Origin of the sequence: Citrifermentans bemidjiense Bem (assembly GCF_000020725.1) — a bacterium.
GTDB classification, from domain to species: domain Bacteria; phylum Desulfobacterota; class Desulfuromonadia; order Geobacterales; family Geobacteraceae; genus Geomonas; species Geomonas bemidjiensis.
Genome location: NC_011146.1, coordinates 3,005,417 through 3,017,504 on the forward strand (window position 1 = coordinate 3,005,417; position 12,088 = coordinate 3,017,504).

The 12,088-nt window shown below is 62.4% G+C and carries 8 protein-coding genes; 1 reads left to right on the top strand and 7 read right to left on the bottom strand.

The annotated features are described in order from the left end of the window. Position 1 precedes the first annotated feature (1 nt). From pilB to rnr, 7 genes are all read right to left on the bottom strand, one after another. Positions 2-1,708 (bottom strand): type IV-A pilus assembly ATPase PilB, encoded by a 1,707-nt coding sequence (gene pilB, locus GBEM_RS12955; protein ID WP_012531024.1) that lies wholly within the window; start codon positions 1,706-1,708, stop codon positions 2-4. 55 nt (positions 1,709-1,763) lie between these two features. Then, on the bottom strand, positions 1,764-2,636 hold the full coding sequence (aroE, locus tag GBEM_RS12960) for a shikimate dehydrogenase (protein WP_012531025.1): 873 nt from the start codon (positions 2,634-2,636) through the stop codon (positions 1,764-1,766). Beyond that, on the bottom strand, positions 2,636-4,495 hold the full coding sequence (locus tag GBEM_RS12965; RefSeq protein ID WP_012531026.1) for a glycosyltransferase family 117 protein: 1,860 nt from the start codon (positions 4,493-4,495) through the stop codon (positions 2,636-2,638). Before GBEM_RS12965 ends, aroE begins: the two co-directional genes overlap by 1 nt. Continuing rightward, positions 4,492-5,514 carry a lysylphosphatidylglycerol synthase transmembrane domain-containing protein gene (locus GBEM_RS12970; protein WP_012531027.1) on the bottom strand — a complete coding sequence of 341 codons (1,023 nt, stop codon included), beginning with the start codon at positions 5,512-5,514 and terminating at the stop codon, positions 4,492-4,494. Before GBEM_RS12970 ends, GBEM_RS12965 begins: the two co-directional genes overlap by 4 nt. 28 nt (positions 5,515-5,542) lie before the next feature. After that, a complete protein-coding gene (locus GBEM_RS12975; protein ID WP_012531028.1) occupies positions 5,543-6,514 on the bottom strand; it encodes a bifunctional riboflavin kinase/FAD synthetase in 972 nt (323 codons plus the stop codon). A 15-nt stretch (positions 6,515-6,529) separates the two neighbouring features. Further along, positions 6,530-7,378, bottom strand: a complete 849-nt coding sequence (tatC, locus tag GBEM_RS12980) for a twin-arginine translocase subunit TatC (protein ID WP_012531029.1) — start codon at positions 7,376-7,378, stop codon at positions 6,530-6,532. Positions 7,379-7,459: 81 nt separating this feature from the next. After that, entirely contained in the window at positions 7,460-9,673 is a 2,214-nt protein-coding gene (gene rnr, locus GBEM_RS12985) for a ribonuclease R (protein WP_012531030.1), read from the bottom strand. A 226-nt stretch (positions 9,674-9,899) separates the two neighbouring features. Here rnr and GBEM_RS12990 point away from each other — a divergent pair, with 226 nt between their 5' ends. After that, on the top strand, positions 9,900-12,029 hold the full coding sequence (locus GBEM_RS12990) for a lytic transglycosylase domain-containing protein (RefSeq protein WP_012531031.1): 2,130 nt from the start codon (positions 9,900-9,902) through the stop codon (positions 12,027-12,029). Positions 12,030-12,088: the final 59 nt, after the last annotated feature.

A 12,088-nucleotide genomic window follows, 5' to 3' on the forward strand; every position in this document is an offset into this window, starting at 1 on the left:
GTTAGTCGTCCGCAACCGTCACCCTCAGCACTTCCTCGAAGGAGGTGACCCCCTCCACCAGCTTGGTAAGACCGGACTGGCGCATCGTCTTGATGCCCAGCCGCATCGATTCCCTTTTGATCTCGGCCGTGTTGGCCCCGTTCAGTATCAGCTCGCGAATCGGCTCCAGCATCGGCATGACCTGATAGAAGCCGACCCTCCCCTTGTACCCGGTCCCGTTGCACTTGGGACAGCCGGCCCCCCTGTAGCAGACGGCGGATTCGGCCAGCTCGCGGGGAAGCCCCGCGTCGATAAGCGCCTGGGGGGGTACCTCCTCCACCTGCTTGCATTCGCTGCAGACCCGGCGCGCGAGCCTTTGCGCCGAGATGAGGTTGACGGCCGAGGCGACGAGGAACGGCTCGATCCCCATGTTGAGCAGGCGGTTGATGGTCGAGGGGGCGTCGTTCGTGTGCAGCGTGGAGAGCACCAGGTGGCCGGTGAGCGCTGCTTTCACGCCGATCTCCGCGGTCTCGAAATCGCGGATCTCGCCGATCATGATGACGTCGGGGTCCTGCCGCAGGAAGGCGCGCAGGGCTGCCGCGAAGTTGAGCCCTATGTCCTCGTGCATCTGCACCTGATTGATGCCGGCGAAGTTGAACTCGACCGGGTCCTCGGCGGTGGAGATGTTCTCGGTGACCTTGTTCAACTCGGAGAGGGCCGAGTAGAGGGAAACCGTCTTGCCGCTGCCGGTAGGGCCTGTGACCAGCACCATGCCGAACGGCTTGTGGATCTCGCGCTGGAAGTGCGCCAGCGCTTCATGCTCGTAGCCCAGCTTCGACATGTCGAGCTGCAGGTTCGATTTGTCCAGAAGACGCAGAACGATCTTCTCGCCGAACAAGGTGGGGAGCACCGAGACGCGGAAGTCCATGTCCTTGCCGCCCCCCAGCTTGATCTTGATGCGGCCGTCCTGCGGGAGTCGCCTTTCGGCGATGTCCAGCTCGCTCATGATCTTGATGCGGGAGGTGATGGCGTTTTTCAGCTTCAAGGGGGGCTTCATCACCTCGTAGAGCACGCCGTCGATGCGGTAACGGACCCGGAAGTACTTCTCGTAGGGCTCGATATGGATATCGGAAGCTTTCTTCTTGATGGCGTCGGTGAGGATCAGGTTCACCAGCTTGACGACCGGGGCGTCCTCGGTGGCGCGCTCCAGGGAGCCTACGTCCACCTCCTCGTCGTCCCCCACCACCTCGAGGTCGTCGATCTCCAGGTCGTTCATCACATCGGCTAAGGACGCGGACTGGTCGTAGAGCTTGTCGATGGCGGCCTTGATGGAGCTCTCGGCCACCACCACCACCTCGACGTTGTATCCGGTCATGAACTTGATGTCGTCGATGGCGAAGATGTTGGACGGGTCGCTCATCGCTATGATCAGCGTGGAGCCGGCCCGGTTGACAGGTACGATCTGGTATTTGTGAGCGATCTCGGCGGGAATGATCTTAACCACCGAGGGCTCAACCTCGTAGTCCGCGAGGTTTATGGTGGGCACGCCATATTGCTTGGATAGGAAGGAGGTGAGGTCGGCCTCGCTGATCAGGTTCTCCCTGACCAGTATCGAGCCCAGACGCAGTTGGCCTCCGGCCGCTTTCTGTTCGGCCAGAGCTTGCTTCAACTGCTCCTTGGTTATGAGGCTGTTGCTGACCAGCAGCTCACCCAGTCTGCTTACGTGCATAGGTACCTCAGGGGGTTAAAGAACCTGTGAATGGTATTTTGTAATGACAGTAATGTCAAGGGTTACCTGGGGTTGTGAGCCGGGCGGCTAGCGCCTTTTCCATGCACCCCTCCGGAGGGATGGCCCCGGTCCAGATCCGGAATGCCGCCTCCCCCTGCGCGGCCAGCATCCCCAGCCCGTTCGCCCACGGCACACCGGCAGCCTCCGCCTGAGCCAGCAACGGGGTTACCGGAGGCGCATACACCATGTCGTAGACGCAGGCGCCGGGCTTCAGCGCGGCCAGATCGAGCCCGGCGAAGGCATCCCCCGCCATCCCCACCGAGGTGGTGTTGACCACGAGGTCGAAGCTGGACATGTATCCCTTATCGGATATTTGGCCCAGCGGCTGAAACCCGAAATCGGTCCCGGCGAGGCGCTCCCGCATCGCCTCTGCCAGGCAGCGCCCTGCGTCCGGGGAGCGGTTCGCCACCTCGACCCTGCCGGCGCCGGCAAGTCCCAGCGAGGCAACGGCGCTTCTGGCAGCACCGCCGGCTCCTAGCACCAGCACCGAGCGCCCCTCGGGGTGGAAGCCTAGCTTCGAGCGGAGCGCGGACAAAAGCCCGATCCCGTCCGTGTTGTAGCCGGTGAGGGCTCCTTCCTCTACTGCGACCGTGTTCACCGCGCCGATCAATTCGGCCTCCGGCGTGACCCGGTCCAAAAGGGGCAAGATCGCCACCTTGTGCGGGATGGTGACGCTGAAGCCGACCACACCCAGGGCGGCGAGGCCGGCTATCCCTGCGGCAAGGCGCTCCGGCGCAACGGGGAACGGGACGTAAGTAAAGTCGAGCCCGAGAGCCTCGAAGGCGGCATTATGCATCGGCGGCGAAAGGGAATGGGAGACCGGCCAGCCGATGATCCCGGCGACCTTGGTCTTTCCTGTAATAGTCATCAGCGCACCCCGTAGGTTCTGAGAATCTGCAGCGCCTGCTGCCCCGCCTGGGGCGTGATCCGCCCAGCCAGATCCAGCGCCCGCACCCCCTCGTCTTTGCGCCCCAGCTTCAGCAGGTTCTCACCCGACTCCAAAAGCGCCGCGCCGTAGATGAGGATCGCCTTGCCGGTGTCCAGGTCGCGGAAGAACATGTCGCTTTCCCCCAGGAGCCCCCGGGTGGAGTAGACCCCCCAGACATCGGAATCCGAGGGGGCCGGAGGAAGGTTCGCGGAATCCAGCCGGTAGATGATGCCGCGCTGGTGCAGCTGGAGGGTCTGGAACTCGACCGAGTACCTGGTGGAGAAGTCGATGTAGACCGGGCGCTTCGCGTACTGTTCCATCACGGACATGAGCAGGGTGTTCTCCGGGGAACGCTGGTACAGCGGCAGGGCGTACAGGCGCGAGTGCTGGAAAAGCACCGGCACGCTGTCCAGGTACCAGTCGAAGACCAGGTGCGGGGTATGCGGCAGGGCGGTATCCTCGCGCATCCGCTCCACCCCCTGCAGGTACCAAAGCGGGAAGGCCCCCGAATCCCCCCAGGTGTACATGACGGCGTTCTGCGGCAGGGACCTGAGCGTATTGGAGGCGTAGTCGAAGGCGATGTAGTTCTGGTGCTGGTCGTTCTCGCGGTAGTTCATCGCGCAGACGGCGACCGGAAGCGCGAAGAGAAACAGGAACATCCCGACCCGCAGCGCCGCGCGATCGGGAAGGTGATTCCCGATCTCCCTGATCATGACGAAGAGCCCGACCCCGATGAAGACCGCGCTCAAAAGGTAGAGCGGGGTGAAGAACTCCTCGGTGAGGAAGATCATCTCGCCGGGTGTGTTGAAGTAGCCGACGATGACCAGAAGGAAGGAGGCGAGCGCGATCAGGTATCCCAGAACCAGATACCTCTTCCTGGTGAGGGCGAAACCGGCCAGACCCACCACCAGCAGCAACATGCCGAACATGGTGAACTCGTAGGGGATATTGAAGGCGTTCACCTGTGCCCACAACAGCTCCGGGCCGCGGGACGGCTTGTCCACCGGGTACCCCTTCCTGAGCAGGTTCCAGAGGAACTGGGTGAGGTTCTTCGAGTCCCCCCAGTTGAGTAACGGCTTTTGCAGCGCCCGTACTACCAGGTGCAGGTGGATGGCGAACCCTAAGAGGCCGAAGGCAAAGGCGATGAGGAACTCCTTCACCCGCAAGACCACGCGCCGGTCCGCCGAGATGAGGAGCCAGGCGTAGGTCGGTATCATCAGCACGATGATCTGGTGCGCCCCGGTGGCAAGCCCGACCAGGAAAGCCCCCAGGTAGACGTAGGAAGGGCGTTCGCGCCCCTCCAGGTAGCTGTCGCGCCAAAGGAGCATGAGCCAGAAAACGATGGCGCAGATGAAGGCTAAGAGCGGATATGGCTTGTCGTGGTTCGACTGCAGCCAAAGCCTCGCGGTGCAGGCGAAGGTGAGCGCGGCGCTCAGGGCGCTGAGCCTCGCGGGGAGGGTACCGAGCCGCTCTGGCCTAGGCCCTTGCTCGTCCCTGAGGAAGACCATGGTCAGGAAATAGACGCCGTAGCAGGCAGCGGCCGCCGAGATGGCGGTGGCCACGTTGACCCTGAAGGCGATGCTGCCGAAGGGGAGAAAGGTAAAGGGCTTGCCGTAGTTGATGAACAGGGGGTATCCGGGGGAGTGCGCGGTCCCAAGCGAAGCGATGGCGGTGATGAACTCGCCGCTGTCGAAAAAGGTGACCGTCGGCGCCAGGGTCAAAAGGTAGATGAACAAAGGGATGATGAAGGCCGCGATGGAAAAGGGGTCGAGCCTTCTGAGGGTTCCGTTCATGTTCACGTACGCGCTCCTGATTCGTTGTTTTCGCCGATTTGCTTCAGGGACAGCTTGTCCCGCCAAAGGCAGAAGAGTCCGGCCGGGATCACCGGCAAAAAGCCCAGGGCGTGAATGACTATGGCGATGCTCAGCGCGCGCTCGCCGACGATGTCAAAGGCTGAGAGCGCCGTGACGCAGGCAAGATGATAAGTCCCGACGAACCCGGGCGAGGCCGGCACCATTACGGCAAAGACCAGGAACACCATGATGAACATGGAAGCCGTCAGCGGAAGCTCAACGCCGAAGGCACGCAGCAGCAGATCTATCGGCCAAATCGCAGCGCCCCAGATCAAGAACGAAGTGGCGGCCGTCGCCGCCATGCCGGCCGTCCCGGCCGGCATCCGGACGCCTGAGATGAAGGAGCCCAGAAGCGACGCGGCCTTTTCGGAGGCTTTTGCGGAAAAAGGCGCCAGAAGCCGGGTGACGAGCGCCAAGGTCCAGTCGGTCCGCTTCCTTAAAAGCGCCAGGAACAGCAAAACCCCGAGGTAGAGGATGAAGGTGACATAACCGCCGGTGACAAGCCCCTGCTGCATCCCCTCCTTTCCGGCGGGAAGCCGGATGGTGAAGAAGGTCGCGACCAGCACCAAAAGTACGGTGAAGCCGTCGCAGAGCCGGTCCACCACCAGCGAGGCGAAGACGGCGGAGGTGTCGATCCCCTCCTTGCGCCCGAGGACGTAGGCGCGCACCAGCTCGCCCAGTCTGGCCGGGAGCAGGTTGTTCGCCATGTATCCGATCAGGGTGGAAGGGAAAAGGTTGGAGAGCCGGGTCTTCTTGATGGGCTCCAGGAGGAACTTCCAGCGCAGCGCTCGGAAGTAGTAGCTGACAAAGGTGAGGATGATTGCGGGGGCCAGGTAGCGGTAGTCCATTCCGGCGAAGGCCGCCGCCATCTTGCCGAAATCGATCTTCCTGAAGAGCAACAACAGGCAAAGCGCGCTGATCGCGAGGCCGACCAAGAGTTTCTTATCTAGTTTTTCCTTGAACAAGCTGGCTCCTGTCTGCGACGGTGATGGGTTACTTGCAGCACTTAAGGGGGCCCCAGTCGCCGGCCCCGACCGGTTCTGCATCATGCAAGATGCCCCGGCAGCGCGAAACGTCCAGCGCGATCTGTTCCTTGAGCGCCTGAAGGTCGTCGAAACGGCGCTCCTCCCTGAGCCTCTCGATGAAGAACACGGTGACCTCCAGACCGTAGAGGTCGCGGTCGAGGTCGAAGAGGAATACCTCCAGCGAAAGCGCCCCGTTGCCGAAGGTGGGGTTCGTTCCTATGTTGCAGGCGCCATCCAAAAGGTCGCTGCCGATGCAGACCTTGACCGCGTAGACTCCCGCCGCCGGAAGGAGGTCCTTCTCCATGGCGAGGTTCGCGGTGGGAAAGCCTAGCCCCCGGCCGCGCTGGTGGCCGTGCACCACGGTGCCGGTGATGGCGTAATGCCGCCCCAGGACGCCGACCACCCCTTCCACGTCGCCCTTGCTCACCATGTCGCGGACCTTGGTTGAGCTGTAGACCGTGGCGCCGTTGGAGATGGGGTCCAGCACCTCGACGCTGTAGCCGTAACGCTCGCCCATCCCGCGCAGCAACTGCACGTTCCCTTCCCTGCCGCGGCCAAAGGCGTAATCGTAGCCGATGACGAGGCTTTCGACCCCGATGGCGTCCACCAGCACCTTTTGCACGAAATCGGCGGCGGGAACCGCGGCGAACTCCCGGTCGAAGGGGATCTCCAAGAGGTAGTCGATCCCGGCTGACTCGATGAGGAACTCCTTCTCGCGGCGTGTGGTGATGAGCCGGATCCCCTTGTGGGCGCCGAGCACCTTCAGCGGGTGCGGCACGAAGGTCACCACCACCGAGACCCCGGAAAGTTCTGCAGCCCGTTCGCGCACCCTCCGGAAGATCTCGCGGTGCCCCAGATGAACTCCGTCGAAGTTGCCGATGGTGACCGCCGGGTGGCGCAGTTTTTCCTTTATGTCGGAGATGCTTCTGAAAATAACCATGTGCGGTGCGTTTCCTTAAGCCTCAGCCGGTTCCGCCTCCACCTGCGGCGCCTTCTTCTTCCCGAAGAGAAGGGCCACCCAGACGCTGACCTCGTACATGAAGTACAGAGGCAGCATGATCACGAACATGGTGATGAGGTCGGCATGAAAGGCGGCGACGATGGCGCTCGCCAAAAGGGCGTACTTCCTGCGCGTGGCCAGCATCTTGTAGTTGATGATGCCGAAGCGCGCCAGAAGCAGCGCAAGGATAGGGAGTTCGAAGATCAGCCCGAACATCAGGATGAGGCGCAGGCAGAAATTTATGTAGGCCGAGATGTTGTACCAGCTCTGCAGCCCGGTCGCCTCGTAGGAAAGCGAGAAGTTGATGATGACCGGCCAGATGATGACCAGAAAGAACATCGCCCCGACGCAGAAGGCAAGCGACGCCGTGGTGACGAAGGGGACCACCATCCGCCTTTCCTTGCGGGTCAAGCCGGGCGCCACGAAGAGCCAGAGCTGATGGAAGAGAACGGGAAGCACGATGACCATCCCGGCCAGCATCGAGATCTTGCACTGAACGAAGAAAGGCTCCAAAGGCGCGCTGTAGTTCAGCATGCGCGGCTTCTGCGCCACGTCGTGCTGCTCGCCCAGCTTGAACTGCTGGTACGCCTGCGGGTAGCGCTCCTTCACCTTTTCATAGACGCTGTTCTTTATGTCGGTGAGGTAAGTCTTTCCGGTCAGCGGCTGTTCGACGAACTTCAGGAGGTCGGTGGAGAAGTTCCAGGCGACCCCCATGCCGATCACGATGGCGACCACGCAGACGATGAGCCGCTTCCTAAGTTCGACCAGATGTTCCATGAAGGGCAGAACTTTTTCTTGAACCATATACCCTATATCTCCTAATTAAAGCCGCGCCGAGCCCAAACAAATTTTATAGCACAGCGGCTAAAGCGAGCGCAACAGCTTTCAGCGCCGCCGGGGCTTGGGGCGCTTACCCTTGACCGGTATCCGGTCATAGCTGTTCCTGACATCCTGGATCGGCTCGATGGGGCGTTTTTCCAGGGTCCCCACCAGCGAGAACTCCACCTGCTTGCGCGCCTCGTTGACGGCGGACACCTTGACCCTGATCTTGTCCGCGATGCGGTACATGGCGCGGGTCCTCTCCCCCACGAGGGCGTGGCTCTTCTCCAGGTGCACGTAGTAGTCCATGGGGAGCGTGGCAACCGGGACCATCCCCTCCACGAAAAGGTCCACCAGCTCGACGAAGAGCCCAAAGGGGGCGACGCCGGTGATGTAGCCGTCGTACTCCTCGCCGATCTTGTCCCGCATGAACTGCATCTTTTTGAGGTCCACCATCTCCCGCTCCGCCTCCATGGCGACCCGCTCCCTCTTGGAGGTATGCGCCGCGGTCTCGGGGAGCCTCGCCTCAAGCCGGTCCTTGTCCACCTGCTTCATCTTCTGCGACAGCACCCTCTTCAGGATGCGGTGCACCACGAGGTCGGGGTAGCGGCGGATGGGCGAGGTGAAGTGGGTGTAACTTCCCGCCGCAAGGCCGTAGTGCCCGAGGTTCTCGGCGCTGTAGCGCGCCTGCTTCATGCAGCGTAAAAGCACCTCGTTGATCAGGCGCTCCTCCGGTTTTCCCTCCACCTCGGCCAGGAGCCTCTGCAGCTCCAGCGGGTTCACCTTTTCGTCCTGCAGCTTCAGGATATAGCCGAAGCCGAAGACGAACTCGGCGAGATCCTTCAACTTCAGCGGGTCCGGGTTCTCGTGCACCCGGTACAGGGACGGGACCGGCGTGTTCTCCAGGAACCCAGCCACCGCTTCGTTTGCAGCGAGCATGAACTCCTCGATGATGCGGTGGGCGAGGTTTCTCTCGGCCCTTACGATGGCGGTCGTCTCCCCCTGCAGGTCGAGGATGATCTGGGGCTCGGGGAGGTCGAAGTCGATGCTCCCCCTGGTGCGGCGCACCGCGTTCAGGCGCAGCGAAAGATCCTCCATGACCTTGAGATCTTCAACAAGATGGGCGTTCTGCTCGACCGCCTCCAGATCTCGGTCCACCAGTATCCGCTTCACCGTCGTGTAGGTAAGGCGCGCGGCGCTCTTGATGACGCTCGTGTAGAAGCGGGCGTCGACCCGCTCGCCGGCGGCGTCGAAGAGCATCTCCGCGGTCATGGTGAGGCGGTCCACCTGCGGATTCAGCGAGCAGATCCCGTTGGATAGCTCTTCCGGAAGCATGGGGATGCAGCGGTCGGGGAAATAGACCGAGGTCCCCCTCAGGTACGCCTCGGTGTCGAGCCTTGAGCCCTCGACGACGTAGTGGGAGACGTCCGCTATGGAGACCCAGAGCCGGATCTTGTCACCTTCCCGGGCGACCGAAACCGCGTCGTCGAAGTCGCGCGCCGTCTCGCCGTCGATGGTGACGGTGAGCCTTTCGCGCAGGTCGGTGCGGCCGGCCACGGCCTCTTCGGTCACCTGCTGGGGCTGCTTCTGCGCCTCCTCCAACACCTTCTCGTCGAAGACGTGGGGGAGCTCGTACTTCTTGATCACGGTAAGCGCCTCGACCTCGGGGTCGTTGGCCTCGCCCAGCACCTCCGTTATCCTTCCCTCCAGCGGACGCGCGCCCGCGGGGTAGGCGGTGATCTGCGCCAGCACGATCTGCCCGTCCCTGGCCTTGGCCGCGCCGCCGGCGGCACCCGGGGTGACGAAGAGGTCCCGCCCCAGTTTCGGGTCGTCGGGGATCACCCTCCCCCCCTTGCCGATCGCCTCGAAGCGCCCGACGATCTCTGTGACGCCCCGCTGCACCAGGGCGGTCACCCTCCCCTCCCGCTTCCCGTCGCGGCGCGTCGAGACCACCTGGGCCTCCACTATGTCGCCGTTCATGTACTCGGTGAGATAGCGCGCGGGAACGAAAAGATCCTCCCCTCCCTCTTCAGGCATGACGAAGCCGTAGCCGTCGCGGTGGACCGAGAGCTTGCCGCGCACGCTGTCGCCGGAGCCGGCCAGCGCGTAGATGCGCCCCGGCATCTTGACGATCTCCCCGGACTCGACCAGGAAGTCCAGTTGCTGGTCCAACTGATCCCGGTCGCGTCGGGATATATTGAGAGCCTTCAGCATCTGCCGGTACGGGATCGGTTCCCCCTTGGCCAAAAGCCTCATGACCGCGTCCTTACCCTTGCGCATGAAAACCCCCTTCGGGAAAAAAGCATATGTAAAAAATCATAGTTGTGGATAATGCAGAAGCGTCCGATGAAAGTCAAGAAGCGGGAACGGGCACGGTCGGATAAGCATCTCCGATGAACCAGCCGGATCATCGCCGGCTTTCCCCTTACAATTGGCCATTGCCTTTTCGGCTTCGCTCCGGTAAGAATACGGGTCGAGCTTTTTTGCCGAACCCAAGGGAGAAATAATGTTTAACCGCACCGCCATTGCCGCAGCCGCCGTACTTTTCTGCACCGCCCTTCCCGCCTCAGCACTGACCTTCAAGCCCGCCGACGAAGCACTGGCAAGCGCCGCCTCCCGCATGCAGGCCAAGGATTACCGTACTGCCAAAGAAGCTGCGTCGAAAGTAAACGACAAAGGCGTCCGCAGCTTCATGGTCGGCATGGCGGCGGCCCGGCTGGAGCAGTGGGAAGAGGCGGCAGCACAGCTTCCCGCCGCGGCGGAGGGGTACCCGATCCTCGCCGATTACGCGCTCTACTACCAGGGGCTCTCCTTGGCCAAGTTGGAGCGGCACGATCAGGCTCTGACTCCCTTGTACCGGCTCCTCAAACATTACCCGGAAAGCCGCCTGGTGCGCGCAGCGCTCATCCTGTACGCCGACACCCTCGCGGCGGCGGGCCATTACAACGAGGCTCAACAAAGTTACGCCACCTTCGTCGAGCGCTACCCGTCCGGCAGCGACTCCATCTCCGCGCTCTACGGCTCCGCCCTTTGCAAGGAGAAGCTTGGCGACCCGATTGCGGCGGCGAAAGTCCTGCGCGGCATCTATCTCAACTACCCCGCCTCCTCCTTTTCCGACAAGTCCGCCCGCGACCTGCAAAGGTTAACCGGCGCCGGGACCAAGGTCGATCCGTACACCAGCGCCGAACTCTTCAAGCGCTGCGGCACGCTGTACGGACTGGGACGCTATCTGCAGGCGGCAGAGGCCTACGCGGAGATACCGCTTTCCGGGGAGAGCGCCGATTTCGTCGCCAAGCTCAAGCTGAAGAAGGGACAGGCGCTCTATAAGGCAAGGCACTACCAGCAGGCGCAGGCGACCTTCTCCAACATCTCCGGCGCCCGCCACGAATCAGATCTCTGGCTGGCGCGGACCCTGGACAAGACCGGGGAGCAGGACCAAGCCTTCAAACTGTACATGCAGCTGGCGCAGGACCGGGACAGCGGGAATGCCGGCCAGGAGGCGCTCCTGGAGGCGGCATACCTGAAAAGGTTCCAGCGCAAGTGGAGCGAGGCGCTGCCGCTTTTCAAGCAATACCTGACAGCCGTCCAGCAGAAACCTTCCAACGTGCTCTGGGAGTCCGCCTGGGCCAGCTACCAGTCCCGCAATTACGAAGATGCCGCCGCGCAGTTCAAAAAGCTCACCGAGCGCGAAGACCTGCGGGACAAGTCGCTCTACTGGCTGGGCAAGACCCTCGCCGCCACCGGCGACGCCAAAGGTGCGCAGCAGGCGTTATCGACCCTGGCAGCGGAATTCCCGCTCGGGTACTACGCCCTGATCAGCAACAACCACGCGGGGGAAGAGCTTCCGCTCCCCCCAAAGAGCATCACCGAGGCGCTCCCCATGCCTTCTGGTTTCGAGCGGGAAAAGGCGCTGATCTCGCTCGGATTTTACGATGAGGCGGTCAGGGAACTCTCGATCGGCAAGAAGAACAGGAGTGCTGCGGGGATCGCCCGGCTCTACCTGGAGATGGAGAACTTCAACGGCGCCTTCCACGCCATGTCCAATGAGAAGCCAAAGCGCGGCGACAAGGACAACGCCACCATCTGGGGGGTCGCCTACCCGCTCGCGTACAAAGAGGACGTGGCGCGCCACGCAGCCGCCAACGCCATACCGGAAAGCCTCGTCTACGCCGTCATGCGCCAGGAGAGCAACTACTTCCCGGCGGCTCTCTCGCCCGTCGGCGCCGTAGGTCTCATGCAGATCATGCCCGCCACAGCCGAAGCGATGTCGAAAGGGGATTCGAAGCGCCTGACCACCCCGGAGCTGAACATAAGGCTCGGGACCAGGCACCTTAAAGACCTGCTGGATAGCTACGACCGCAACTTAACCCTCGCTATCGCCGCCTACAACGCAGGGTCCGGCAACGTGAAACGGTGGCAGAAAGGGTACGGGCATCTGCCCCAGGACGAATTCGTGGAGAGCATCCCCTTCAAGGAGACGCGCGAGTACGTGAAGAAAGTGGTGACGGGCATGGAGATGTACCAGCGTTTGTACCGCCTTCCCCCTTACCAGCAGCCGAACCTGCAGAAGAAGGTGAACCCTGCAAGTGGGCATCCCGGCGAGCAGAAAGTAGCGCAGGCGATTTCGGGACATTAGGAGAGGCCGCTTTCTGGTTCCCAAGCTGCAATTCGGGAGTCTCTGCTGCGCAGCCGCTA

Bases quoted from the DNA above. Each gene is read 5' to 3' on its own strand.
- pilB (WP_012531024.1), bottom strand. From the start codon at position 1,708: ATGCACGTAAGCAGACTGGGTGAGCTGCTGGTCAGCAACAGCCTCATA.
- aroE (WP_012531025.1), bottom strand. From the start codon at position 2,636: ATGACTATTACAGGAAAGACCAAGGTCGCCGGGATCATCGGCTGGCCG.
- GBEM_RS12975 (WP_012531028.1), bottom strand. From the start codon at position 6,514: ATGGTTATTTTCAGAAGCATCTCCGACATAAAGGAAAAACTGCGCCAC.
- tatC (WP_012531029.1), bottom strand. From the start codon at position 7,378: ATGGTTCAAGAAAAAGTTCTGCCCTTCATGGAACATCTGGTCGAACTT.
- rnr (WP_012531030.1), bottom strand. From the start codon at position 9,673: ATGCGCAAGGGTAAGGACGCGGTCATGAGGCTTTTGGCCAAGGGGGAA.
- GBEM_RS12990 (WP_012531031.1), top strand. From the start codon at position 9,900: ATGTTTAACCGCACCGCCATTGCCGCAGCCGCCGTACTTTTCTGCACC.